At 44.6% G+C, this 26690-nt stretch carries 25 protein-coding genes and 1 tRNA gene; 16 read left to right on the forward strand and 10 right to left on the reverse strand.

Annotated elements, in window-relative coordinates:
* Positions 1-145: 145 nt before the first annotated feature.
* Positions 146-1753, reverse strand: a complete 1608-nt coding sequence (locus AC6H1S_RS07335) for a helix-turn-helix domain-containing protein (RefSeq protein ID WP_497565702.1) — start codon at positions 1751-1753, stop codon at positions 146-148.
* Positions 1754-1855: 102 nt separating this feature from the next.
* Complete coding sequence (locus AC6H1S_RS07340) at positions 1856-2035, reverse strand: hypothetical protein (protein ID WP_497565703.1); 180 nt, start codon at positions 2033-2035, stop codon at positions 1856-1858.
* Positions 2036-2283: 248 nt separating this feature from the next.
* Between AC6H1S_RS07340 and AC6H1S_RS07345 the strand changes: the two genes are divergently transcribed.
* The 16 genes from AC6H1S_RS07345 (at position 2284) to AC6H1S_RS07420 (ending at position 19457) form a co-directional block, all read left to right on the forward strand.
* Positions 2284-4083, forward strand: coding sequence for a hypothetical protein (locus tag AC6H1S_RS07345; RefSeq protein WP_497565704.1), 1800 nt, complete (start codon positions 2284-2286; stop codon positions 4081-4083).
* Positions 4084-4119: 36 nt separating this feature from the next.
* Positions 4120-5304 (forward strand): PAS domain-containing sensor histidine kinase, encoded by a 1185-nt coding sequence (locus tag AC6H1S_RS07350; protein ID WP_497565705.1) that lies wholly within the window; start codon positions 4120-4122, stop codon positions 5302-5304.
* A gap of 6 nt (positions 5305-5310) precedes the next feature.
* Positions 5311-6339 carry a response regulator gene (locus tag AC6H1S_RS07355; protein ID WP_199140435.1) on the forward strand — a complete coding sequence of 343 codons (1029 nt, stop codon included), beginning with the start codon at positions 5311-5313 and terminating at the stop codon, positions 6337-6339.
* 167 nt (positions 6340-6506) lie between these two features.
* Positions 6507-6932 (forward strand): Rossmann-fold NAD(P)-binding domain-containing protein, encoded by a 426-nt coding sequence (locus AC6H1S_RS07360; protein WP_199140437.1) that lies wholly within the window; start codon positions 6507-6509, stop codon positions 6930-6932.
* Positions 6932-8272, forward strand: a complete 1341-nt coding sequence (hemN, locus tag AC6H1S_RS07365; RefSeq protein ID WP_497565706.1) for an oxygen-independent coproporphyrinogen III oxidase — start codon at positions 6932-6934, stop codon at positions 8270-8272. The genes AC6H1S_RS07360 and hemN overlap by 1 nt, the downstream gene beginning before the upstream one ends.
* Before the next feature lie 5 nt (positions 8273-8277).
* On the forward strand, positions 8278-10656 hold the full coding sequence (locus tag AC6H1S_RS07370) for a heavy metal translocating P-type ATPase (RefSeq protein ID WP_497565707.1): 2379 nt from the start codon (positions 8278-8280) through the stop codon (positions 10654-10656).
* Positions 10653-10847, forward strand: coding sequence for a cbb3-type cytochrome oxidase assembly protein CcoS (gene ccoS, locus AC6H1S_RS07375; RefSeq protein WP_199140443.1), 195 nt, complete (start codon positions 10653-10655; stop codon positions 10845-10847). The genes AC6H1S_RS07370 and ccoS overlap by 4 nt, the downstream gene beginning before the upstream one ends.
* Positions 10848-10931: 84 nt before the next feature.
* Positions 10932-13073, forward strand: a complete 2142-nt coding sequence (gene ccoN, locus AC6H1S_RS07380) for a cytochrome-c oxidase, cbb3-type subunit I (RefSeq protein ID WP_199140445.1) — start codon at positions 10932-10934, stop codon at positions 13071-13073.
* Positions 13074-13077: 4 nt separating this feature from the next.
* Entirely contained in the window at positions 13078-13263 is a 186-nt protein-coding gene (locus AC6H1S_RS07385; RefSeq protein ID WP_199140447.1) for a hypothetical protein, read from the forward strand.
* Positions 13250-14185 carry a cbb3-type cytochrome c oxidase N-terminal domain-containing protein gene (locus tag AC6H1S_RS07390; RefSeq protein WP_497565708.1) on the forward strand — a complete coding sequence of 312 codons (936 nt, stop codon included), beginning with the start codon at positions 13250-13252 and terminating at the stop codon, positions 14183-14185. Before AC6H1S_RS07385 ends, AC6H1S_RS07390 begins: the two co-directional genes overlap by 14 nt.
* The gene (gene ccoG, locus AC6H1S_RS07395) at positions 14163-15533 is read left to right on the forward strand and encodes a cytochrome c oxidase accessory protein CcoG (RefSeq protein WP_497565709.1); all 1371 of its coding nucleotides are present in this window, start codon (positions 14163-14165) and stop codon (positions 15531-15533) included. The genes AC6H1S_RS07390 and ccoG overlap by 23 nt, the downstream gene beginning before the upstream one ends.
* 54 nt (positions 15534-15587) lie before the next feature.
* Positions 15588-16016: a FixH family protein gene (locus tag AC6H1S_RS07400; protein WP_497565710.1), complete on the forward strand. Its 429-nt coding sequence runs from the start codon at positions 15588-15590 to the stop codon at positions 16014-16016.
* The gene (locus AC6H1S_RS07405) at positions 16013-16714 is read left to right on the forward strand and encodes a sulfite exporter TauE/SafE family protein (protein ID WP_199140453.1); all 702 of its coding nucleotides are present in this window, start codon (positions 16013-16015) and stop codon (positions 16712-16714) included. The genes AC6H1S_RS07400 and AC6H1S_RS07405 overlap by 4 nt, the downstream gene beginning before the upstream one ends.
* A gap of 132 nt (positions 16715-16846) precedes the next feature.
* Complete coding sequence (locus tag AC6H1S_RS07410; RefSeq protein WP_497565711.1) at positions 16847-18277, forward strand: PAS domain S-box protein; 1431 nt, start codon at positions 16847-16849, stop codon at positions 18275-18277.
* A 29-nt stretch (positions 18278-18306) separates the two neighbouring features.
* The gene (gene xth / locus AC6H1S_RS07415; RefSeq protein WP_199140457.1) at positions 18307-19077 is read left to right on the forward strand and encodes an exodeoxyribonuclease III; all 771 of its coding nucleotides are present in this window, start codon (positions 18307-18309) and stop codon (positions 19075-19077) included.
* Positions 19078-19383: 306 nt separating this feature from the next.
* Positions 19384-19457, forward strand: a tRNA-Pro gene (locus AC6H1S_RS07420).
* A gap of 423 nt (positions 19458-19880) precedes the next feature.
* Here AC6H1S_RS07420 and AC6H1S_RS07425 read toward each other — a convergent pair.
* The 8 genes from AC6H1S_RS07425 to AC6H1S_RS07460 all read right to left on the reverse strand — a co-directional run bounded on the left by AC6H1S_RS07425 (position 19881) and on the right by AC6H1S_RS07460 (position 26682).
* A complete protein-coding gene (locus AC6H1S_RS07425; RefSeq protein WP_497565712.1) occupies positions 19881-20375 on the reverse strand; it encodes a hypothetical protein in 495 nt (164 codons plus the stop codon).
* Positions 20376-20397: 22 nt separating this feature from the next.
* Positions 20398-21276: a hypothetical protein gene (locus tag AC6H1S_RS07430; protein WP_497565713.1), complete on the reverse strand. Its 879-nt coding sequence runs from the start codon at positions 21274-21276 to the stop codon at positions 20398-20400.
* A 1-nt stretch (position 21277) separates the two neighbouring features.
* Positions 21278-21997 carry a hypothetical protein gene (locus AC6H1S_RS07435; RefSeq protein ID WP_497565714.1) on the reverse strand — a complete coding sequence of 240 codons (720 nt, stop codon included), beginning with the start codon at positions 21995-21997 and terminating at the stop codon, positions 21278-21280.
* A gap of 378 nt (positions 21998-22375) precedes the next feature.
* The gene (locus AC6H1S_RS07440) at positions 22376-22927 is read right to left on the reverse strand and encodes a cupin domain-containing protein (protein WP_199141358.1); all 552 of its coding nucleotides are present in this window, start codon (positions 22925-22927) and stop codon (positions 22376-22378) included.
* Between the two features lie 65 nt (positions 22928-22992).
* Positions 22993-23811 (reverse strand): helix-turn-helix domain-containing protein, encoded by an 819-nt coding sequence (locus AC6H1S_RS07445; protein ID WP_497565715.1) that lies wholly within the window; start codon positions 23809-23811, stop codon positions 22993-22995.
* Between the two features lie 190 nt (positions 23812-24001).
* The gene (locus AC6H1S_RS07450) at positions 24002-24871 is read right to left on the reverse strand and encodes a hypothetical protein (protein ID WP_497565716.1); all 870 of its coding nucleotides are present in this window, start codon (positions 24869-24871) and stop codon (positions 24002-24004) included.
* A 4-nt stretch (positions 24872-24875) separates the two neighbouring features.
* Positions 24876-25490 carry a hypothetical protein gene (locus AC6H1S_RS07455; RefSeq protein WP_199141361.1) on the reverse strand — a complete coding sequence of 205 codons (615 nt, stop codon included), beginning with the start codon at positions 25488-25490 and terminating at the stop codon, positions 24876-24878.
* Positions 25491-25500: 10 nt separating this feature from the next.
* Positions 25501-26682, reverse strand: coding sequence for an LGFP repeat-containing protein (locus AC6H1S_RS07460; protein WP_497565717.1), 1182 nt, complete (start codon positions 26680-26682; stop codon positions 25501-25503).
* Positions 26683-26690: the final 8 nt, after the last annotated feature.

Consider the following 26690-nt stretch of genomic DNA (forward strand, 5'->3'; position numbering starts at 1 on the left):
GCTGTTGCAAACCTGCAGAGAATAAGTGCGCATTGCAACGGTTGCACTATCCAGATTCGTTAAAACGGATAATGTTTAGGCGCTTAAAGCACCTTTCGGCAATGAATTTGGTATATTGATTGGTTTTGCCAACCATACTTTGCCTTTAGGAGGCTTCTTGGGTAACGCGTTGTATTCGTTTTTCCTTATCGTCCTTGTTCAGGTTTTCGATGAATACCGAAGGCGAAATTCCGGTTATCCCTTTAAATATTGCGCCAAATTTGCTGTGCGACGAGAAGCCGTATTTTTGGGCGAGGTAGGCAATCTTGTACTTGCGTACCATCGGATTTGTACGAAGGTCGTTTAAGGCATAATCGATCCTTAAGGCATTGATGTAATTGTTGAAATCCTTTTCCTGGTACTTGTTGATGATATAAGAAACATAGCGCGTGTTCGAATTCAGTTCGCTGGCCAAGCCTGATAATGAGATGTCGCCCTGCAGAAAAAAGTGCTTTTCTTCCAATTTGGCAAGCCCTTCGCGGAGCCGGTCTTCTGATTCTTTAGACATGAGCTCGCTATGCTCTGCTTTTGGTAAAAGGCTGTGGGCCGGTGTTTTGTCGGCTTGTTGGAGCGCTTCCATTTTTTTGATCAGTTGCTCGTACCTGAACCGGTTCTCTTTTTCTTTCCTGTTTTTGAACAGCCACATCACGATCAATGCAACCAGCAACAAAGCCGAAGCGCCGGTTAGCAACAAGGTCAGACGGTTGCTTCCAGTTTCTTTTTCCTTCAGCTCGGCAAGCAACTGGTTCGAAATCTTTTTGGTGGCTGCGGCACGCTCGTCTGAGAGATTTGAGTAGGCATTTTGGTAAACCAGGGCAGTTTTGGCGTCGCCCATAACACTGTAATAGTTAGCCATGCTTTTGCTGAGGCCGATTTTGGCATTGGAGTTATTGGAACGTTGGGCATAGCTTTCGGCCAGCTTGTAATTGCTCAATGCCTCTTGATATCTTTTTTCGGCCAGCTCAACATCACCCAGGCCACAATAAATAAAAGCCTTGAGTTCGCTTTCTGTGCTGCCCAAGCGGGTAATGGCATTAAGCAGGCTCGCTTTGGCCTTGGCATAATTTTTTAAATTGAAATAGCAAAGGCCCGAAAGCTGATCGTTGGTGGCCAAAAATACGTTCTTTGAGGCTTGGTCTTGCACTTCGAGAAAGCCTTTTTCTGCCTGTGCAAGCTGTTGCAGGCCCAATCTGTAATCACGGTCTTCTTCGATGGCGTAATAGGCTTTTTCCTGAAGAATAAGCGCTTGCGAAATAGTAGTGGCCGGCGATTTTTGGAGCTTTGAATTGGTGGTTTCGGCAATTTCAAGATACTTGCGTGCCTGTTCGGTCAGGTTTACATCCCGATAAAGCGTTGAAAGAAAGCCAGCAATCCGTACTTTAAAGGCATTGCCTTTTTCATCGTCAGGAGCCAACTTCTCGGCATCGGCCGCGCAGACCAGGGCCCTGGCAAAATTGCCCGAACGCTGGTACAAGGTAGCCAACAACATTAGGCATTTCATTTTGTGATAATCGTCATGCGCCGTTAAAAGTAGCGAATCCGACATCTTTAAGGCTTTTTTAATATCCGAGGATGCGATTTCAGTGGCTATTTTGGTATAGGTTTCGTTGAATTGCTTATCCTTGGTTTCCTGCGGATTGTTGGCTGTAGAAACAAAACACTGCGCCAAAAGCAACAGGAGGAGCAGGCATTTGATAGGGAGACGTGGTTTCATTGACGGGATGAGTCAAAAAGATGTAACAATTCACCAATATAGGAATGCTTTTTGGAATGACCAATAAAATTTATCTTCCTGCCAACAAATTGAAACTACGCTCTATAAGCCGTTTCGTTGGGCGCTTTGCACTTTGAGCGCTTTGTTTTTGGGATGCCTGACTATCGATGCATCTACCGAAAGGTGGAAAATGGCCTGCAACAGGAGAATGAACAACCCGATGTAGATATAATGCTTATGGCTTAAGGTGTTGGCAACAGGGGTTTGGCTTTGCGCTTTCATATTGATTAATTTGTTGCTACAAAATTGCGCAGATCGGTTTGGTCATATTTTGACGGCAATCACTTTTGGTTATGATTATGTGCAGGATTGATTGAATTGTAATCTATGGCATTTGCTGTCGTTAGTTGGGCTTTGGCTTGTTGCCTCCTTTAAAAAAGTGATATTAATCATTTTTTTTGGTGATAAATATGGTCTTCGGTCCTCAGGCTTTGCGCTAATTTTGGATCAACAAGCATGACCAGATTCACATGATCCACAAATTCCACATCCCCGTTTTAGGTTTAGGCTATTCGATAGATACGCCCTTAAAAGTTGCCAAATATGGTATTTCATCTGTTGTTTCTATTGTAGACGACGAACTGATTGAAAGGATGCGCGCCTATTATGCCGAAAAACAAGGAAAACCTTACCTAGCCATCAAAAAAGAAGCGCCCAACAGCCGTTCGCAAAGGATTACGGCCTACCTCAATATGATGAACGAGGAGGTAAATAAGCAGTTTGAAGAACTCAAGCAACAGGAATTCGAGCCTGGAACCGATATTTGCAGGTATTTTGAGCTGCTGCCGGAAGAATCGCAACTGAAACAAGGTTATGAGCTTTTGATGGATTATCCAGAAGGCGAGCGCAAAACAATTTTCAAAAACCTGCTTAAAAAACAGCTGCAGCTGGGTGCTATCGACGTTAACATCATGGCCAAGGTAGATAAAGCCAATTTTAACCAGAACGACGAATATACCGGCGATGAAAATACCGACGCCTTGGCTGCCCTGCGCGGTTTTGCCGAAAGCAACCTCAGCTCTTCGGTTATCCTCTCGGCGGGCATGAACCCTCGTTTGTACAGCTATATCGAAAAATTTGCCGATTTCTTTCCAGACAAGAACGGACAACTCAACAAGAAGCTGATTTTGAAGGTAAGCGATTTCAGGTCGGCCTTTATTCAGGCCAAGTTCCTGGCCAAAAAGGGTTTGTGGGTTTCAGAATTCAGGATAGAATCTGGATTGAATTGTGGGGGGCATGCCTTTGCTACCGAAGGTTTTCTTTTGGGACCGATTTTGGAAGAATTTAAGCAGAAAAGGCAGATGATGCTCGAAGAACTGTATCAGCTTTATGTACAGGCCTTGCAAGAAAAAGGCATGAGCAATATTTGTATGCCGGTACAAAAGCTCAGCGTACAAGGTGGCATCGGCACCGCCAAGGAAAACGAATTTTTATTGAAGCATTATCAGCTTGACGCTACAGGTTGGGGAAGCCCATTTTTATTGGTGCCCGAGGTAACCAATGTTGATGAGGAGACCTTGCAGCAGCTAGCCGATTCGACAGAAAGTGATTTCTACCTCAGCGGCTCTTCACCCTTGGGTGTGCCATTCAATAATTTTAGGCAAAGCAGCATCGATGCGCAGCGCTTAATGCGCATTAAAAAAGGCAGGCCAGGCAGCCCCTGCACCAAAAAATACCTGTGCAGCAATACCGAATTTACTACAAACCCCATTTGTACGGCATCAAGGGAATACCAGTACCTCAAAATCAACGAACTCAGGGCTTTGGATCTTCCGGCAAAAGAGTACGACGAGCGCTTTGGACAGATTACGGAAAAGGCCTGTCTATGCGAAGGCTTGACCAGCTCGGTTTACCTTAAAAACAAGATGCTTAAGCCCAAAGAAAACAAAGCAGTAGCCATTTGTCCGGGACCTAATTTGGCCTATTTTTCAAAAATCTATTCTTTGGAGGCCATGGTAGGCCATATTTACGGCAAAACCGACTTGTTGGCCAGCGTAAAAAGGCCACACTTCTTTATCAAGGAGCTGAACCTGTACATTGACTACCTGCAGGCCGAATTGCAAACGCAACTGAAAGAATTTAACGAGAAAAAGCAAAATCAGTTGCAACGTTTCAAAAACCAGTTGCTTTCAGGTATCGATTACTATAAATATCTGTTTAATCAGCTCGCTAGCCAGGCCTTATTTGTAAAAGAAAAGATTGAACAGGAGCTGTTGAGCGCCGAAAATGCACTGTCGGACACTATTATTGAATCCATTGAAATCAAATAGTACGAAAACTCGTTATATTTGGATACAAGATAAGCAATGGAAAGAGCACAACTGTTAAACGCGATTATCGAAAATGCCATCGACGGTATCATTACCATTGACGATAAGGGCTTGATAGAACATATCAATCCTGCCGCCCTGCAGTTGTTCGGCTATTCGCGCGAAGAAACGGTTGGTAACAACGTAGCCATGCTCATGCCTCAGCCAGATAGGGCCAGGCACGACAGCTATATTTACAATTACAACCACACGGGGCATAAAAAAATTATTGGCATCGGGAGGGAAGTAACAGGCCAGCGTAAAGACGGCAGCACTTTTCCGTTCAGGTTGGGCGTAAGCGAAGTGAAATTTAGCGACAGGAAGATATTTACCGGCTTTATCCACGATTTGAGTAGGGAGAAAGAAGACGAAAAAAAAATCAAAAGCTATACCGAAGAACTGGAGGTAAAGATAAAGGAGCGTACGCAAGACCTCATTAAACTGATCAACGAGCTCGAAACGGCCAAAGAGGTTGTGAGCGAAATGTTTGAAAAGGAAAAGGAACTGAACCAGCTCAAAACAAGGTTCGTTTCCATGGCCTCGCACGAATTTAGGACACCGTTGAGCGCTATTCAGCTTTCGGCTTCGCTCATTGATAAATATACCTTGAAACAGGATGTGGCCAATGTAGAAAAGCACACCAACAAGATCAGGAACTCGATCAATAACCTTACCACCATCCTCAACGATTTCCTGTCGTTGGAAAAACTGGAGGCTGGAAAGGTACAGCCCAATGCCAACTGGTTTGATATCATTTCGTTTGCCGAAGAAATTGCCGAAGAGATGCAGCTCATTAGCAAGCAGAACCAGCTGATTGTGTACGAGCACAAAGGCGTTACCGCTCAGGTTTACCTCGACCAGCATTTGCTTAAAAACTGTATCATCAACCTCATTTCCAATGCCATTAAGTATTCTGGTGAAGATACCATGATCCAGTTTAACAGCACCATCAGGGAAAACGAACTGACCATTGATATTACCGACAATGGAATAGGCATTCCCTTGGCCGATCGCAACAATTTGTTCGAACCCTTTTTTAGGGCGCATAACACCGGCGACATTCCGGGAACCGGCTTGGGCCTTAATATTGTGAGGCGATACGTTGGATTGATGGACGGAACCGTAAGCTACATCGGCGAAGAAAAGGTACGCACTACGTTTAGGTTACATTTTAGATTTTAACAGCACATGAAAAAAGCCCTGATTATAGAAGACAGCGACGATATTAGAGAAAGCACGGCAGAAATACTCGATTTGGCCGGTTATGTTACTTTTACCGCCAAAAACGGAAGAATTGGGGTGGATTTGGCCATTAAGCATACGCCCGATATTATTTTGTGCGATATTATGATGCCCGAACTGGATGGCTATGGGGTACTTTATTTGTTGCAGAAAAATCCGCAAACGGCTAGTATCCCCTTTATTTTTATGACTGCCAAGGCCGAGCGTAGCGATATGCGCAAAGGCATGGAAATGGGCGCAGACGATTACCTGACCAAGCCTTTCGACGATGTAGAACTTTTTAATGCCATAGAAAGCAGGCTTAAAAAGCGCCATAAACCCGTAGGTTTCAAAGCGCTGGCTGGCGATAAGGAAACGCTGTTTGCCGAACTGAAGGCCAAGGGCAAAACCCGTTCTTTTGGCCAAAAGCAGATTATTTATGTAGAGCACGACCATCCCTCGTATCTTTATTATGTGGTTAAAGGGCAGGTTAAAACCTATAAACGTGCAAAAGACGGCCGCGAACTTTCTTCAACCCTATTTCATGCCGGCGATTTTTTTGGTTACGAAAGTCTGTGCAATGGCACCTCTTATACCGATAATGCGGCAACGCTTGCCGATGTAGAGCTGTTGCTTATTGCCAAGGCCGATTTTATGGACTACCTGCAAAACCATCAGGAAGTTTCGGGTGCTTTTATGAGCATGCTGTCAAACAACGCACAACATAAAGATGAACAACTGCTCAGGCTTGCCTATTTTTCGGTACGCAAACGGGTGGCCGAAGCTTTGGTTGATGTGGCCCACAAATTTGGCGACAAACAATCGGACGAATGTACGCTGCGCATTTCGAGAGACGATCTGGCCGCCTTGGTGGGTACAGCCAGCGAAACCGTAAGCCGGATGCTCGCCGATTTTAAAGACGAAAAACTCATCGAAAAAAACGGCAATGCCATCCATATCGTTTCTATCGAGAAATTGAAAAATATTAAGCAGTAGGTTGGTTTATAGTCTATAGCCTATGGTCCATAGTGAATAGGCTTTTCACTTTCTGCTTTCCACTTTGGCCTTTCGCCCTTTTCTGACGAATATCATTTTTTTGCCTAACCGCGCTCATCAGCTGGCCATTGCCCATGCTTTAGTTTTGTATATATCAAAATATGCAGATGAAAGCAATAGCGTACCATATCAAACCCCAAGAAAAAGAATGGCTTATTTTGGCCAACCATAAAAAGCACGATATCACGATTATCAGCAACAGCTTAACCCTCGATACCCTGGCTTTTGCGCAGGGCAAGGAAGCACTGATTGTTTTTAACGAAGATGCGCTTGATGCCGAGCTGGTTAAAGGTTTGCAGGCCTTAGGCATCAAATACATCGCCGCTGCTTCTTTTGGGATAGATCACATTGACTTATCGGCCGTTGCCCATGCGGGCCTCAAGCTGGCCAATGTGCCTTTCGAAAACGGAGGCGAAATGAAGACCATGTACCAAGTGGTTAAAAACCTCGATAATTGGGCGCAGGGAAAATGTGTAGGCGATGCCTGTTGTTGCCAAAATAGTTGCCGGATCAAACCAATAGACCAACGCTAATGGATACGGTATCATTGCTCAGAAAATACAATGTGGCGGCACCAAGGTACACGAGTTATCCTACGGTGCCTTATTGGGAAAACGAAACGTTTAGCCAGCAGCAATGGTTCGACCAGTTGCTCAAATCGTACGCCAACAACCAAGAGGAGGGCATTAGCCTCTACATCCATTTGCCGTTTTGTGAGCATTTATGTACCTATTGTGGCTGCAATACCCGCATTACCAAAAACCATGGCGTAGAATTGCCTTACATTGCTGCTTTGATTAAAGAATGGGAGATGTATTGTGCGGTTCTGGGCGAGCGTCCGAAAATCAAAGAAATTCACTTGGGTGGCGGTACCCCAACTTTTTTTAGTCCGGCAAATTTGGAAAGACTGATTGATGCCATCGCGGGTAAAGCCGGGGAAATGACAGAATGTTCATTTGAAGGGCATCCAGACAATACCACACCCGATCATTTAGATACTTTGCACAGGTTGGGGTTTAGGCGCTTGAGTTTGGGCATTCAGGATTTTGATCCCAAGGTGCAGCTTATGATCAACCGTTTTCAAACTACCCAACAGGTAATCAAGATCGTGCACGATGCCAGGGCTATCGGTTACCAATCCATCAATTTCGATCTGATTTACGGTTTGCCTGGTCAGACACTTGAGGGGCTCATACAAACTATAACCGAAGTTATTGCCATGCGCCCCGACCGTATTGCCTTTTACAGCTATGCCCATGTGCCTTGGCTCAAACCGGGCCAGCGCCATTTTACCGAAAAAGATATTCCAGTAGGCGAGGAAAAATTCAGGCTTTACCGCACTGGCCGAAACCTGTTGCTGGAGGCTGGCTACGAAGAGATTGGGATGGATCATTTTGCCTTAAAAAGCGACCAGCTGTATCAGGCGAGCCAAAACCATCAGTTGCATCGTAATTTTATGGGCTATACCCATCAGTATACACCAATTTTAATCGGACTTGGCGTCTCGTCTATCAGCGATTGCCAAGGTGCCTTTGCCCAAAATGCAAAAACCGTAGAAGGTTACCTGCAACAATTGGAGAATGGCTGTTTTCCGATAGAAAAAGGCCACATCTTGAACGAACGCGATCTTTACATTAGGCAACACATTCTGAACCTGATGTGCAAAAACGCCACCCGTTTTGACGGCGAAGTGCCTGCCATGTTGCTGCAAAGGCTTGAGCCTTTGATAGACGACCGGCTGGTAGCCATCACAGGCAATGAGATTAGGCTGGCCACCGAAGGAAAATCGTTCATCAGGAATGTGTGTATGGCTTTTGACGAAAGGCTTTGGCAAAAACAACCAGCAACCACTCTTTTTAGCAGTGCAGTTTAACCACCATGAAAAATCAGGAAATACTACAAAGCCTAAGCTGTTACCATTGTGGCGACGTAATCCATGGTACCGATCTCCTTTTCGACGATAAGCACTTTTGCTGTACCGGCTGCAAAAGCGTGTACCAATTGCTGTCGCAGAACAACTTGTGCAATTATTATGCATACAACCATGCACCGGGTAGCCGTTCAGAAGGGCATTCGCATTTTGAGTACCTCGACGAGCCGAAAATTGTAGATCAACTGATCGACTATAAGGACAAGGAAAATACGATTGTTACTTTTTATATTCCTGCCATTCACTGCAGTTCGTGTGTGTGGCTGTTAGAACATTTGTATAAGATAAACACTGCCATTTATCGCTCGCAAATCGATTTTATAAAGAAAGAAGTCAGCATTAGCTTCAAAAATCAGGAGATTTCTTTGCGAAAAGCAGTAGAAATCCTGACTAATATCGGTTACGAGCCTTTGTTGAGCCTGCAGGATGTGGTAAAAGAGAAGCACAAGGCAACAGATAAGAGCCTTATTTTAAAAATTGCCTTGGCTGGGTTTTGCATGGGCAATGTAATGCTGTTCAGCTTTCCGGAGTATTTTGGCTTGTCGATCACCGAAAAAGAGTTTCAGCAGCTGTTTGCCTGGTTAAACCTGCTTTTTTGTTTGCCGGTAACGTTTTACTGTGCCCGCGATTATTTCACCTCGGCCCTAACCAGCCTTAAACACGGCCATATAAACCTGGATGCGCCTTTGGCGCTTATTATTGCTGTGCTTTTGCTCAGGACGGCCATATCAACCATGTTGATGAACGGTCCGGGTTTTGCCGATACGCTAACAGGATTGGTTTTTCTGCTGCTGCTGGGCAAATGGGTAAAGCAACGCACATATTACCATATTTCTTTCGACCGGGATTACCGTTCTTATTTTCCCATAGCTGTTACTACCTTGCAAAATGGCAAGGAACATGCCACGGCTATTGCCGAACTCAAAGTGGGAGACAGGCTGTGGATCAGGAATGGAGAGCTTATACCAGCCGATTCGATACTGATGAAAGGAGAGGCCTGGCTCGACATGAGTTTTGTAACCGGCGAAACAGAGCCCCAGCAAAAGGTTTTGGGCGAAATAACCTATGCCGGTGGCAAACAGCTGGGCGAGGCTATAGAAGTAGAGGTGGTAAAACCTGTTTCGCAGAGCTATCTGACCAGCCTATGGAACAAAGAATACACCAAAGGCAACAATAGCCAAGGCTTTAACGACAGCGTAGCCAAGTATTTTAGCCTAGCCGTATTTGTCTTGGCCTTTGGCACCTTGGCCTATTGGTTTGCCCAAGGCAATAGCACCAAAGCCTGGAATGCCTTTACGGCTGTTATTATTGTGGCCTGCCCCTGTGTGCTGGCTTTAAGCACGCCCTTTACCTTATCGGCCATACTTTCGGTATTCGATAAAAAGGGCTTCTATGTTAAAAATACCGATGCTGTTGAGCGTTTGGCCCACTGCGATACCATTGTTTTCGATAAAACGGGTACGCTAACCAGTACTGAGCAGGCCGATGTTTGTTTTACCGGGCTTTTAACCGAAGAAGAAAAAAAGATGGTGGTGTCTTTGCTCCGCCATTCGGCTCACCCCTTAAGTCGCAGGATCTTAAAATACCTCGATTTTAACAAGTTTTATCCCATTACCAAATACAAGGAAATCCCCGGTAAAGGCATTAAAGGCTGGGTAAACGAGCAGATGGTATATGCAGGCAGTCAGGCCATATTGCCTTTCGATGTAAAGGTTGGTGTTGGCAGCGGGGTACATTTGGTCATCAACAACAGCTACAAAGGCTGTTTTAGCGTCGAACAAAAATGGCGTGCCCATTTGCCAGAACTCATTTGGAAGCTGCAAAAAAACTTTCAGCTCAAAGTGCTTTCTGGCGATACCAATACGGAAGAAGCGTACCTGAAACAGATTTTTCCGGCCAATGCCGACATCAGGTTTCAGCAAAGTCCGCACGATAAGCTCGAAGCGATCCAAACACTGCAGCAACATGCCACCGTTATGATGCTGGGCGATGGGCTAAACGATGCCGGCGCCCTCAAACAAAGCGATTTTGGTATCGCCCTTACCGATAACATCAACAACTTTACGCCAGGCTGCGATGCCATTCTCAAAGGCTCTTCGCTTGCCTATTTGCCTCATTTTCACCAATTGAGCAAAGCTGGTCTTAAAATCATCAAGACGAGCTTTGCCATAGCCATCGCCTATAACTGCGTTGGATTGTATTTTGCCGTACAAGGCACGCTCTATCCCTTGGTTGCAGCGGTGCTCATGCCATTGAGCACCGTTACCATTATTGGATTTACCACGTTGGCAACCCGTTTTTATGCACATCAAAATCAATTGCAATGAACATCCTCTATTTTTTGATTGGCTGCAGCGTACTGATGGCGCTGGTGTTTTTGGGTGCCTTTTTCTGGGCCCTGAAAGATGGCCAGCACAACGATGTGCATACGCCTGGCATCAGGGTTTTGTTTGACGATGAACTACCCGATGCGCCTGAAGACCCCAAACCGGCCAAACAAGATGAAAAAACTGACTAAGATCACTTTTAGCTGTAACTGCCATCACCATGGCAACCGGCTTGCCGAAATACCTTTGAACACAACAAATCAATAGCTTCTTTTATGCAATTAGAAAAATTTACTTACGACAATAAGATTGTCCGCAATTTTGGCTTAGCCACCATTGTTTGGGGCATTATCGGGATGACGGTAGGGCTGTTGGTAGCCATGCAGCTGTTTAAGCCTTCCATGAACATGGGCAGCCAATACACCACCTTTGGCCGCATCAGGCCTTTGCACACCAATGCGGTTATTTTTGCTTTTGTGGGCAATGCCATTTTTATGGGGGTATATTACTCGCTGCAAAGGCTGCTCAAGGCACGTATGTTTAGCGATACGTTGAGCAAAATCCATTTTTGGGGATGGCAACTCATTATTCTTTCGGCGGTGCTTACCCTGCCAATGGGTTTTACCACCTCGCACGAGTATGCCGAGCTCGAATGGCCCATCGATATTGCCATTACCCTCATTTGGGTGGTTTTTGGCATCAATATGTTTGGCACCATTATTAAACGTCGCGAACGCCATTTGTATGTAGCCATCTGGTTCTACATTGCCACCTTTGTTACCATCGCTGTATTGCATATTGTAAACTCTTTCGAGTTGCCAATTTCTTTTCTTAAAAGCTATTATATCTATGCTGGTGTTCAAGATGCCTTGGTACAGTGGTGGTATGGGCACAATGCGGTAGCATTTTTCTTAACCACGCCTTATTTGGGCATGATGTACTATTTCTTGCCTAAAATGGCCAACAGACCGGTTTACTCGTATAAGCTAAGTATCCTGCACTTTTGGTCGCTTATTTTTATCTACATCTGGGCTGGTCCGCATCACTTGCTATATACCTCTTTGCCGGGTTGGGCTCAATCGTTGGGTGTGGCCTTTTCCATCATGCTTATTGCACCAAGTTGGGGCGGTATGATCAATGGCTTGCTTACCCTGCGCGGTGCCTGGGACAAAGTGAGGGAAGATGTAACCCTCAAATTTATGGTGGTGGCCCTAACCGCTTATGGTATGGCCACTTTCGAGGGGCCGATGCTCTCGCTTAAACAAATCAACGGCATTGCCCACTTTACCGACTGGATTGTGGCCCACGTGCATGTTGGCGCATTAGGCTGGAACGGATTCCTAACCTTTGGTATTTTGTACTGGTTGGTACCACGACTTTACAAAACAACACTATACTCTCAAAAAATGGCCTCTTTCCACTTTTGGATAGGTACTTTGGGCATCCTTTTTTATGCCATCCCGATGTACTGGGCAGGTTTTACCCAAGGCTTGATGTGGAAAGAGTTTACACCCGATGGCGTGCTTAAATATTCCAACTTTTTAAGCACTACGCTACAGATTATTCCTATGCACGTACTTAGGGCCATTGGTGGTGGGCTTTACCTGTTGGGTGCCATTGTAATGACGGTTAACCTGGCCAAAACCATGCTCAAAGCCAAACTGGTAGCCAACGAACCTGCCGAAGCCATGGCTTTGCCAAAAACGATTGAAGAGACCGATCCGGCTGATAAAAAATGGCACCGCGTATTGGAGCGCAAGCCGATGAAATTTATGGTTTTCTCGCTCATTGTAATTCTGATTGGCGGTATGGTAGAAATGATGCCAACATTTACCATCCAATCTAACGTGCCAACCATTGCCAGCGTTAAGCCTTATACCCCTTTAGAGCTGCAAGGGCGCGATCTTTACATCAGAGAAGGCTGTGTAAACTGCCACTCGCAAACCGTTCGTCCGTTCCGTTCAGAAACCGAGCGCTATGGCGAGTACAGCAAGGCTGGAGAATTTGTGTACGACCATCCGTTTTTATGGGGAAGCAAGAGAACCGGGCCCGATTTGCACCGCGAAGGAGGCAAATATTCCAACGCTTGGCACTTCAACCACCTGTTAGACCCTACGTCGATGTCGCCGGGTAGCATTATGCCGTCTTATCCTTGGCTCATCCAGCAAAAGCTCGATACCACCACTACGGCCAGCAAAATCAGGGCCATGCAAAAACTGGGCGTGCCCTATCGTGCCGATTTCGACAGAGATGCCAATGGGGTACTTGCCGAGCAGGCCAACACCATTGCAAAAGACCTGAAGCAGAATAACATTACTGTAAAAAGCGATCGCGAAATCATTGCTATCATTGCTTACCTGCAACGTTTGGGCGTAGACATCAAAGCAAATAAGTTCACCATTCCTTCAAATCAATAAACCGATGTTCAATCAAATTAAAGACCTGGCCGGAGGCGAATTTTACCTGATCAGCTCATTGATCATGTTCATGGTATTTTTCATAGTCGTAGGCATTTACCTTGTTAAACTTAATAAAAACCACAGCAACCTGATGAGCAGGATGCCAATAGAAGACCCTCAAACCGATGTTGCCCATGAAAAAGATTAGCCTTATAGTAGTATTTTCGGGTATTGGCACTGCAGTTTTGGCCGCCCAGCAGGAAGCCAAGGCCGTAACCATTCCAGAGCCAGGCATTGGCCTTTCGGTAACCGAAATTTTGGTACTAACCCTGTTGGTGTTTGCCCTTGTCTTGTTGTTGGTTTCGGTGGTGCTTTTCAAAGCTTTTAAGGTGATGGCCAAAGAACAGCTGCATCCAACACCTTACAAGAAATATGTACCAGAGCCACCATTGGATTACGAAGAATGGCTCAAAACCAAAAAATCGAAGCCTGGTATCTGGTCAAAACTGTTAAGCTTAAAGCCTATTGAACAAGAGCAGGAACTTGTTATCCCACATGCTTACGATGGCATCCACGAACTCAACAATCCGGTGCCCAAATGGTTCAATATCCTGTTTTACGGAACCATGATATTTGCGGCGGGCTATATTTATTACTACCATATTGGCGAGTATGGGCAAAAGCAAGACCAGGAGTACGAAACCGAAATGGCCAAAGCGGCCGAAGACAAGCGTAAATTCTTGGCTCAATCGGTAAACAAGGTTGATGAGAATACGGTGAAAATAGATAAAACCTTGATTGCAAATGGCAAAAACGTATTTATGGCCAATTGTATTGCCTGCCACGGCGAGCACGGCCAGGGCTTGGTAGGGCCTAACCTTACCGACGAGTTTTGGCTGCATGGAGGCAGCATCAACGACATCTTTAAAACCATTAAATACGGCGTGCCGGCTAAAGGCATGGTGAGTTGGGAGAAAAGCATGAGTTCTGTTAACATTGCCGAAGTAGCTAATTACATTGTTTCGTTGCAGGGAAGCCATCCGGCTAATGCCAAAGCTCCGCAAGGCGAAAAATATGAAGCCAAAGCAGCAACTGATACGCTGAAAAATGAAAGCACTCCAAAAAAATAAAATCGTTAAGGAAGGCGGTAGGAACTTTATCTACCCTAAAAAACCTTCGGGCAGGCTGTATACCTACCGTAAATGGGTAAGTTACGTTTTGCTGCTTTGCTTGTTCTCTTTTCCGTTTTTAAAATTGAACGGAGAACAACTGGTGCTGCTCAATTTTTTGGAACGAAAGTTCGTTTTTTTCGGACTGCTGTTTACACCGCAGGATTTTTACCTGTTTGCTTTGGCCATGTTGCTGTTTATCATCTTTATTGTCTGTTTTACGGTAATATTGGGTAGGCTATGGTGCGGTTGGGCCTGTCCGCAGACCATTTTTATGGAGATGGTTTTCAGGAGGATAGAATATTGGATAGAAGGCGATGCCAATCAGCAGCGAAAACTTGATGCCCAAGCGTGGGATACCGAAAAAATCCTGAAAAAGGGAAGCAAGCATTTGATTTTTCTTTTGCTCTCTTTTGGCATCGCCAATACTTTTTTGGCCTACATGATTGGTGCCGATGTGCTGTATAAGATCATGACCGAGCCTGTTGCGCAGCACATGAGCGGTTTTGCATCTATTTGGATCTTCACCTTCGTTTTTTATGGGGTGTTTGCTTATGTACGCGAAGTGGTTTGTACCGTTATTTGTCCGTACGGACGCTTGCAGGGCGTGTTGTTAGACAACCAGAGCCTGGTAGTGGCGTATAACCAACAACGTGGCGAACCGAGGGGGCATTTGCAACGTAGCCAAGCCAGCACGGCCAGAGGCGATTGTATCGATTGCGGACTTTGCGTGCAGGTTTGTCCAACTGGTATCGACATCAGGAACGGAACCCAGTTGGAATGCGTTAACTGTACGGCCTGCATCGACAGCTGCAACGAGGTGATGCACAAAATCAACAAGCCCCTAAATCTTATCGGCTTTTACCATCAGGATTTTATCCAGCACCAAAAACCTTACCGTTTGGGTATCAAAGCTTATGGTTACATGGTAGTTCTGGCGGTCATCATGCTGGTGTTTTCGAGCCTGATTTACAAAAGGCAGGATGTTGAAACCACGGTTTTAAGAGCCAGTGGCACGCTTTACCAGCTTAGGGAAGACGGCACGGTAAGCAATTTGTACAATGCCGAATTGATCAATAAAACCAATAAGCCCATAACATTTGTGCTGCGGTCTAAAGATCCAAAAGACAGTATCCAGTTTATCCAAAAACCTTTGGTGTTGCCCAAGGAAGGAACAGCAACGCTTACTTTTTTCCTGATTAAGAAGGCTTCGGCTATCGAAACCTATAAATCGGCAGTGGTTTTTGAAGTGGTGGCCAAGCAAAAGGTCGTCAGTACGGCAAGCACCACGTTCTTCTCGCAGCCTTGATTAACGCTCGGTACGCAATTAAACAGTTATTAACCACCAATCAATCGCTTTAAAATGAACTGGGGAAGAAAAATAGTTTTAGGAATGGCCATTTTCATGTTGTTTATCATCAGCATGGTGGTATACATGTTTAAAGTGCATGGCAACGATGCTTTGATGGAAGACGATTATTACGAGAGAGGCATAAATTATGATGTCGATTATAAAGCCATCAACAATGTTTTTGCCGACAAGGCCGAACCGAAAATCAGCATAACTGCAAGCCAGGTTATTATACAGCTGTCAGACAGCGTGGCTTACGACCTGAAGCTCAAATGTGCTTCGGCAGCCAAGGATGATGTCAGGCAAACCGGGGCCACCATTGGTCAGGCCAACCTTATCCTGCTCGACAGGGCTAAGCTGCGCAAGGGTTTGTGGTTTGTAGAGCTGCGGTGGACAAACCGCCAAAAGGCTTATTTCTTTAAAAAAGACCTGATGTTATGAGCAGTTTGCCCTTGGCTTTTTTGTTGGGGTTGTTAGGCAGTTTGCATTGCGCCGTAATGTGCGGTCCGCTTATGCTGAGTATGCCTTTGCAACAAAAAAGTTGGTTAGGTACGGCTTTTCAACTGGTTTCCTATCAGTTGGGCCGTATTCTGGTGTATGGTTTGTTAGGCCTGTTGGTTGGTGCCGTGGGCAACAGCCTAAAAGTTTTTACCAGTCAGGAAACACTGAGCCTGATTGTAGGTTCAATACTGATAGCCTTTGCCTTGTTGCAGTTCAGCGGCCGATACATTGGTCGCTTGGCAAGTCTGCAGCAGCGCATGCTCAAGCCTATAGGCAATTTGTTGGGTAAATTTTATGGTTTGCCGTTTTGGGGTTTCTTTGTAGGCATGCTCAACGGATTGATTCCATGCGGCATGGTTTATTTGGCATTGGCAACAGCGCTGAACACCGGAACTCCAAAAGACGGTGCCTTTTTTATGTTGCTGTTTGGCTTGGGTACAAGTCCGCTTATGCTTATCATCTCAATGAGCAGGCTGTTTTTGCGAAAGTACATCAGTTTTAACGTAAATAGGTACATGCCTTGGTTTATGCTGTTTTTGGGGGCACTGATGATCTTGCGTAGTGCAGATTTGGGAATAGCATTCTTGTCGCCTGGCGTTAATGCCCATTCGCACGGGCATGTGGCCGAATGCAGGTAGCCAAACCCCATATGCTTGGTAAACAATAGGTTTTGGTCGTTGTTGCCTAAAAAGTTTGAATAGCCACAACTTTTCCTGTTTCCAAATGTTGATGCAATTGCATATTTTGCAAATCAATCCTATTGTGAACAGATGATATCTAACCAGAACTTAAGTCAGCATAGCGCAATTCTTGCCGCAATTGTCGAATCGTCTGATGATGCCATCGTAAGTAAAGATCTAAATGGTATCGTAACCAGCTGGAATCCGGCAGCCGAAAGGATATTTGGCTACACCGCAACAGAAATGCTGGGCCAGCCCATCCTGAAGATCATCCCCGCCGATCGCCATCACGAAGAAACAACAATCTTAAGGATTTTAGGCTCGGGAGGACGTTTGGATCATTTTGAAACCAAGCGCATCACCAAAGACAAACGAATCCTCGATGTTTCCCTAACCATTTCGCCCATTAAAAACAAGGCCGGCGAAATTACTGGCGTATCTAAAATAGCCAGAGACATTACCGAACTGAGGAAACAAGAAGAAAAAGAAGCCGTACTGGCGGCCATCATCGAGTCAACAGACGATGCCATCATCAGCAAAACCCTAACCGGCATCATTACCAGCTGGAATCCGTCGGCGCAACGCATGTTTGGCTATTCGTCCGAAGAAATGATCGGCCAATCTATTTTAAACCTTATTCCTCCTGATCGCAAGGAAGAAGAACCCCTTATTATCTCTAAACTTAAACAAGGCGAACGGGTTAAGCATTTTGAAACCAAAAGGGTTACTAAAACCGGTAAAATCATCGATGTGTCTTTAACCATTTCGCCCATCAAAAACAAGGCCGGCGAAATTACTGGCGTATCTAAAATTGCCAGAGACATTACCGAGAAAAAGCAGGAAGACCAGCGGAAAAACGATTTTATGGCCATTGTAAGCCATGAACTGAAAACGCCGCTGACTTCTATCAAAACCTATGTTCAGCTCTTGCAGGCCAGGGCCAAAAAAAATCCCGACGAATTTACGGTCAGCGCTTTGGGGAAGGCAGATGTGCAGATCAAAAAAATGACCAATATGATCCACGATTTTCTGAACCTGTCGCGCTTGGAAGAAGGGAGGATGCCGTTGAACAAAACTACATTTAGCCTTTGCGAATTGTTGGAAGAACTGATTCTTGAGGCAAAGATGCTGTTCCCGGGGCATGAAATCGTGCTGCAAATGGATAAGGATTCTTCTATTTGTGCCGATCGCGATAAAATAGGGCAGGTGATGCTCAATTTGTTGGGCAATGCCGCCAAATATTCGGGCACCGAAAGCCTCATCAAAGTATGTTGCGAAACAGGAGCAGCAAAGGTTAAAATAAGCGTAAGCGACGAGGGCATGGGGATTACGCCAGCCGACCAGCAAAAACTTTTCGAAAGGTTTTACCGTGTACATACCCTTCATTCGAGCAATATTTCAGGTTTTGGCATTGGTTTATACCTGGTTTCCGAAATTTTGAAGCTTCACCTCAGCGAAATCAAGGTACAAAGCGAACCTGGTGTTGGCTCTACATTTTATTTTTGCCTTGATCATGCTTAAATTAGGTTAAACTTCCAAAACCATATCCCATGAAAATTGCAACTTACAACGTAAACGGCGTAAATGGGCATCTGCCGGTGCTGCTCCGCTGGCTTGGCGAGAGCCAGCCCGATGTAGTTTGCCTGCAAGAGCTGAAAGCTCCGCAAGACAAGTTTCCAATCAAAGCCATCGAAAATGCTGGTTATCAGGCCATCTGGCATGGCCAAAAAAGCTGGAATGGGGTAGCCATCCTGAGCCGTGGCCACGAAATGAAGGAAGTGAGGCGCGCCTTGCCCGATAACGATGCTGACGAACATAGCCGCTATTTAGAAGTAATTGTAAACGATATGGTAGTGGGCTGTTTGTACCTGCCCAATGGCAATCCGGCTCCCGGGCCAAAATTCGACTACAAGCTGCAATGGTTTGAGAAGCTGAAGCTGCATGCTCAATCGTTGCTTAATCAGGGCTTGCCTGTGGCGTTGGTGGGCGATTACAATGTTATTCCTACGCCTTTTGATGTGTACAAGCCCGAACGTTGGGTAGACGATGCCTTGTTCAGACCCGAAACCCGTGAAGCCTACCAGGAACTGTTGGCACAAGGCTGGACAGATGCCATCAGAAAGCTTTACCCAGAAGAAAAGATATACACTTTTTGGGATTATTTTAGAAATGCCTACGGTCGCGATGCGGGGCTTCGGATCGATCATTTCCTGCTCAGCGATGCCCTGACAGCAAAATTGCGCAGTGCAGGTGTAGATAAACAGGTGCGGGGATGGGAAAAAACAAGCGACCATGCGCCGGTGTGGATCGAATTGCAGTAGATCAAAGAGAAACTCGATTTTCTTGTTATGCAACAATGCCTCAAAGCCGGTATTTAGGCTTGTTTTAAACTGGTTTAGCGCGAAAACTGCTTCCTAAAAAGCATCAAATTATGCATCAGCAACAGCAGGTATGACGATTAAAAACCTGATCAATAAGAAAAATTTGATGCCAATGAAAAATTAACTGCTTGTTGTTCAGTGCGGATGTTGATTTAGGCTAAAAAAATGCTTATTTCTATTTTCATTTGTGATGCCGTTTTCTTATGTTTGCAATCCCTTTACAAGAAAGGGCAAAAAGATACCGATCGGGGTGTAGCGTAGCCCGGTATCGCGCCACATTTGGGATGTGGAGGTCGTAGGTTCGAATCCTGCCACCCCGACAAACGAAAGCCTCTTTGCGAAAGCAGAGAGGCTTTTTTTGTTTGGCGAAGCGCCAAGCCTTTGAGCTCGAAGTGCGAGCATGAAACAAAAAAGCCAGCGTCGACGTCAGGAGAAGCAAGAGGTGTTCGATTGGTTTCCCCCGCTAACAGGGGCACCGTAGCGTAGCCCGGTATCGCGCCACATTTGGGATGTGGAGGTCGTAGGTTCGAATCCTGCCACCCCGACAAACAATTTATCCGAAAAATAGCAAAGAAAATGAGGCCTATTTGGCAACCCATTTTGATCTTTTTAGTTGGGTTAGCAAGAATCTATCATAGACTGAAATTCAATCAAATTATTGTAGGGATCTACATTTCGGACTAAGATTCCGCAAACTGAACAACAGGTAACGATCAATATGGCTTTAACGGTTGTGGTGGTTTTTAGATCTTCGTAATGTTGGAAAGTTCAAAGGTTCCTGAAACAGGCAATGTTTTTTTGCTCTGCTCGTTATAAACCGTGCCGGAAAAACTTCCTTTCATTGATTTGCCATTATAAAAAGTTATCGTAGCGATATTATCCTTACTTCTACGGACATATTGCACACCATCTACCATTACTGTTAAGCCTTTACAGTCGTAACTTTGCCCCACCTTAAAAGCGTGTACATTTCCATCTCCGATGCTAACGGTATGTGCGCTATCAGAAATATCGCCAATTTTCCCGTTAATGATTACGGTACTGATGCCATTGGTTACCGAATAGGTTTTTCCGTTAACGGTGTAGGTAATCTTTCCTTCCGTTTTTGATGGGTTTTGTTGCATTTTTGACATCAATGCCTGCATTTTGGCTCGAGCCTCAGCCATGTTTTTAGCCTTGTCCTGTGCTTGGCTTTTTAACAAAAATAGGCTGAAAAGGATAGTGATAAGTATTCTCATAATATTAAATTTAAGTGGTGTATTAGTTCTCGATGATAACAGGTCCGGGCTTCAGGTTGATGCGGAAGGAAGATATTCTATCGTTCCAGTTGGAATTGCCTATGATTAGGCTGTTTTCAGTGGTGAAACTTACATCGGTTAGACAGGGAGTATCTGTACGAATGATTTTTGCTCTTCCTCCATCTTTAAGGTTAAACTCTGCACTGGAGTAAATGGTTACGCTTTCTACCACACCCTTCAATTGAAGCGAGCTAATTTGATCTGCAAGGCTTTGTTTGTGCAAATTATTGTATCCCCAAAAGCCTGCGGCATAGTTATAGGCACTCGAGAAATTGGTGACGAAACGGGTGTTCGCCGGCTTTACCGATAATTTGGTGCCATTGTAATTGCAGTCGAAATAAAATATAACTTCATCCTGATCGGACCAAATAAGAATAGAGCTTATTTTATCATTGATGTTTTTATAGCCGCTTAATTCTTGATTTAATGTGGTTTTTCCACTCTTGATCAACACCTTTTCGAAGTTGGAATTGAATGTAGACGGGCTTGGAAGTTCATATACGTTATCGTTCTGTAAACTATAATTATCTCCCAAACAATTATCATCCTCAAAAACCAGTACGTTCAAATTCTGGGGGATAATTGCCGAGGAGAAGAAATCATTAGCTTTCATGCCGAGGTTTTTAAGGGTGTATAAACCACGTTTGAGAATATACTTCTGCCCCTTGTAGTTGGCATCTTCGTAAAACCAAGCTTCGCCTTGTGGCTTTAAAAGCTTAAACTTGTTAAGCTCCGGATTTTCTTGTGCTAACTTTTGAGGCAAGGCAACAGGTCTGGCCACCTGGGCCAATGCAAGTTGCGCGCAAAGGGTGATTATCAATATGAAAAATAGATGTTTCATCTTACTTTTTAGTTCTTTGTTTCAAAAACCGTTTAACAAATGCGTTAAAACGGGGCAGCGATTGATCTTCGTAGACACTGATAAACTGTCCAAACTGCATGTAGCCATAAACAAAAGGATCTTTGGCCGCTTCTTCATAGTTTTTAACAAAGTATTCTTCTACGCTTTGTCCTGCGGGAACAGGATTGGGCAATTGGGCGTACATCTTTTTGGCATATTGATAACATTGCTCCAATTCTTTCGACCTGCCCTGCTTGCGCCACCACAACATGGCGATTCGGTTGGCGAAAAACTCATCTTGATAAGGTGAGAGCAGTTTTCCTTGAACCTTGTGCTGCAGAGCATGTCCCAATTCGTGGGACAAATAAAACCCGTTGAAGAACAGTCCGAAGATCCGCTTTCCTTCATCCTCGCTGCCTCCCAACTTATAGAAGAACTGTTTCTGAGGTTCAATGACCTGTGCCCAAATAGGCAGATTCACAGTTTTTGTTTCCTGTGAGCCATCATAATAGATCAGATAGGGGGTGGTGTTTAAAATGGTTGAAACCTTTATTTTGGTTGAGGGACTTATCTTTTCAACATCAGCAATAAATTTGGAGGTAATTGCTCTCGCATCGCGTATTTCAGCTGCAGTATCAGTATAAAGGTTGAACCAATTTTGCTGTGCTGCACAAAAATTGGCAAGCAACATCAGGGTGATGGTTAGGATTTTAAATTTCATTCTGGCCATATCTTATCAATTTATTTAAGCTGGGTGGTACTTGCTCACATTTTAAAGACAGCTGTACTTATAGCTTGCTAGTTTCACTGCTAATTTATTAACAGGATTAAATCATATCGACATCAATAAGCCAAGTGTTAGCTTGGCTTATTGAAACGAGATAAAATTCATGTTTTTGGTGCGGTACGGGAGTTGGCATTTCTTAGCCATGTCACCACAGTCCATATGGGTGGTGCTGGCGTAAATTGCGCTTAGGAAATCATCACATAACCGACAAAATGCCGGATTTTGAAGCTTGGAGGATAAAATATGTGCTTCGCCTAGGTTTGCGCAAATTACTTTTTGCCTGTCGAAAGCATGGCAATTTGCAAAACCGTTTTACAAGGTTAACGGTGGGCCTACCACCTTCATGCCGCATTCTTCGTGTATCTTATCAATTTCTTCTTTGGTGGGTTGATGTTTTAGGTTGTTCATCGTTCGGAAAAATTCTTCCGCTTTGCCGGCAGGCTGTACAAAATAAACCAGCTTTCCCCTGTCTGTTAACTGTATCCAGGTATGTGGAATGTTGCGTGGCAGAAAAATAGTATCGCCAACCTCCATCAAAATGGTTTCTTTGCCAACTACAAAGCGGTATTTTCCCTCAGCTACATAAAAAACCTCATCTTGGTCAAAATGAACATGTAGCGAGGGGCCAATTTTATCGTAACCTATGTATTCAAACATGGCTAGTTGCCCATCTGTGTCTTTTCCGGATATCTTGATATCGTTCGGATGTTTGCCCTTGTATAAGAATGATTCGCCAAAACGGCCTTTCCCGGCAGGAACCTTAAACGGGTTATCGGTTGATTTAAGCTGTGCCAATGCCGATTTTCCGGGCATGAAGAGCATCGCTGCACCCAAACTTTGCATTAGAAATTTTTTTCTTTCCATTCTCTAAAATTTGATGGCTTAAAATTGTAAAATCTTCGCCCTAAACTATTGGTAAGAAATGGACTTTAGTAAACCTCCTCAAATCCAAGTTGCCTTTCGGGTGAGTCCATAGCAAAAAACCGGGATGGCGAATAGCCGGTAAATGCCTTGTAATCTTTGCTGAGGTGCTGATAATCATAGTATCCACAGGCAATGGCAATGTTAAACCAGCTCATTTGCGGCGTAGCATTTTTCATCCTAAAGGCCTGGTCAAACCGTACTATCTTCAAATATTCCTTGGGCGTAATCCCTATTCTTTTGATAAACTGCCGATCGAACTGCCGATGGCAAAGAAAAGCGGCCGATACATAATGGTCCAACGAACAATTTAGCCTTAGCATTTGCTGGGCAACCAAATCAATGGCTCTGCTATCCTTTTTCGTAGTACAGGCCAATCCTTTAACGAATTCTTCGGCGATAGCAATCATGTCCTGATGGCTGGCGGCCTGATAAAGGCGTTCGGTTATTTCTTCAATTGCTGGCCCTATAACATCTCCGGCTTCTATAAACCTGTCCGTTAGTTCATCGGCAGCAATGCCAAGCAAACGATATAACGCGCCAGGCATAAACACGATTTGCAGCGACAAAAAATTCTTGTACACGGTTCTGTTGTTCACGAAAGTATGTTGTCCGGCCAATAATGCATTTTTTGGTTTAATGCTGATGTGCTTTCCAAGCACATCGATCACGGTCGGTGTCAGAAAAAACTGTAGGCAATGTTCTGGGCGGGGGGTGTATAATTTTGGAGGAATTGGCTCATCGTTGGGAAACGTGAAATCGATGATGCGGTAAAGCCTGACAAATTCAGACACTGGCAAGCTCGGCCTAATCTCTTTTAGAAACATCACTATACAGTTAAATGACTACAACATTACTTCTTATCTCTTAATTCCCTCGTAGCTAATGCCTTTCATTAATCTAAGATAATGAAATTTTGCGGAGTAGCCGGAGGTAATTAATGCCGTAAAAAGCCGTCATGTAGCGATGTGGGTCATCTGTTGCGTTCCTGGCCAAGGAAGAAACTCCAACTTTGTTTTAGGGCTCAATAATGATGGTCACTTTGTATTTTTTTGTGGCTTTATGCTGTAAAATGCCCGCACATTTTCCGCTTCCGTTGCCGGTGATACAGCCACTGGCAAAGCCAATGTTACCTGCTATATCGGTCATTTTACCATTACATTGGTCGGGATGTTTTGCTACAGGTTTGGTTGCTGCCGGTATGGGCACATAAAAGAACAGCTCATTTCGATAGCGTAAAGCGCCATTAATCTCAAATTCCTGTGTAGCATGGCTTTGGGTATTTAGATTGGTGCAGATCATTTTTATTCCTGCAGGCATCTTTTTAAGGCTGTAAACCAAGGTCGTATCGGGCAAAGGGTCTCCTGCTTTTGGTTGCAGCGATAAAATGGAGATGTATCTGCTCGATAGCTCGGTTGGCGATAAAGAAGCATATTGCCTGAAAGAAAGTGCCAAATCGTTCCGCATGTCAAAGATTTCTGGCAGTTGCCACTTTTCCGTTGTGCTCTTGTCCTGCGAAGTGATCTTGATTTTAATATTGTCATCTACCAATAAAAAGCCATCCGAATAATTGAAAGCGAATACCCAAACGTTAGCGGGCAGGTAAAAGGGCAGTTTTTGTCCGTAAAAGATGTTGGTTGACCTATCCATGTATACAAACCTGTTTTGTTGTATGATTTGTTGTCCATCAAAATACATTCGTTTGGGCAATTTTTGATTTGCAGCACTTATTACATGAACCTGCAGAGCATGGTTGTCGATACCAACAGGCAACCTGAAAAAATAGAGCTGGGTATTCTCCATGCCATATTTTTTCCAGCTGGTAGATTGGGCTTCTACCCAGCCTGACAGTGAAAGTAAGACCGCTAAGAACAATACTTTAAGCATCAATTTATGGGTAGATTTTGACACTGGATATATTGTCGTTGGCAAGGATCCATTCGGCACCTGTTTGGCCGCTGACAAAGTATAATCCGCCCTTACTGTATTTGCCACCCGACTTGAACGTGTAGTAATCGCCCTTGAAACCCAGAGCCCCGGTTTCCATACTGATAACGCCATAGCCCGAAGTGGAAGTGGATAGTCCCTTAAATTTATCATCTATAAAGACAGTGACTTTTAGCGAAAGCGGAATGAGCATACTGCTGATCTTATCGTTCCAGTTGGTGCCTAATTCTTTGGTCGTAGCGCTGCCCAAAAGGGTATAATCGCCAATTTTCAGGATCTTCTTTTCGCCGTTGAAAAATTCGTCGGAATAGATCCAGACCTCATCGCCACTTTGGTCGAAGGCATCGTATTCTGCCTGGCATTTGTCAAGTACTTTGTCTGATTCGCTTTTGCCATAAACCTTGATCATCAAATCTTTGTTAAACGGAATTTTAGCGGCAATGGTACTTGTTTTATTGCCCAGTGCTGGCTTTTTATAATTTGCATCAATTTTATTCTGTGCAAGGGCACCATGGGCTATCGCCATAGCTGCCAAAAGAAGCATTGTATTTTTATTCATTTTTTTGTTTTTAATAAGTTGATATGGCACCTTTGCCATTGCCTTTACCGTCGAGGTACCATTGCCCATTGTCGCCCTCTTTCCAGAGCGTTTGGTTCACATCGCCCAAATAATAAATGGTTCCTTTGCTAAATACCTGATAGGTCGTGTTTCCTTTCACCATTTCGTTATCAGTTGGGTATCCGCAACCTTTTTCCCAGCCTCTTTTGGCAAACTCGTTCCAGATTGGGCCTTTGCGAATGGTGTAGCCGATGGCATCGTTGTCTTTACGGTAAATGTAACCCCTCATAAACTGTTGCAACCAAACCCCGCTGCCATGCATGGCTTTTTCTGTAGGATGGCCCAACCAACTGTTCACACCACCCAATGCCCGGTAGGTAGCATAAATGCCAGGGAAATCTTTGGCATTTTGCATGTTCATGCCGGGTACCAGTTGTACCTGCGGACCATCGGTGTTAGCCACCAGCATTCCGCCCTCAAACTCCTGGCTCCAATGGGTAATTTCGTTTGATTTGCTGCCCAACTTGGCTGCTTTGGCCTCAGCAATGGGATAGCCCAAGAAACCACGTTCGTAACGTTCTTCACCCCACTTCCGCAAAATATGGCCAGCCACTACAAACGCACCGTATTTTTTATTGTTGTAGATGCAGCCACCCTCAAAATAACAGTAGGCGGCTTTGCCATCGGGTGTAATTTTAAGATCTTCGGTAGGGAATCCTAAAAAGCCATTGGCATACTTTTCGTTCATATAGCGTTGCAATACATCGCCCAAAACAAGGTGAGCTCCGGTTTTTGGGCCCCAGTAGATGGCGCCCCGTTCAAAAAACTGATAGGCACCGTCTTTCATTTTGACCTCGTCCATTTGTGGATAGCCAATTTCAGATCGGATGGCACCCAACTCACTATATTTTAATGCAATGGCACCATAAACCGCGAAGGGTGTATTTTTTGCTTTGCTCATGTAAATGGCATCTGTATTGAACTGGTCAAGGTCCATTTTTTTGGAATAAATGTAACCGTTGTCTGCCTCCTGTGCATTGTCGTACATGGGACGCATGCCAATAGCATCGGCCTTTTTGCGCATGACAGCTGTAATTTCTGTGCTCGCTTTCTTGCGGACATCCGCTTGTGTGTAGCCTCTTGTAGTTGCAAGCAACATGATCAGGGCTATGCATTTTATGGTATTTTTCATCCTTGCAA

The sequence above is a fragment of the Pedobacter sp. TM02 genome (assembly GCF_059705275.1).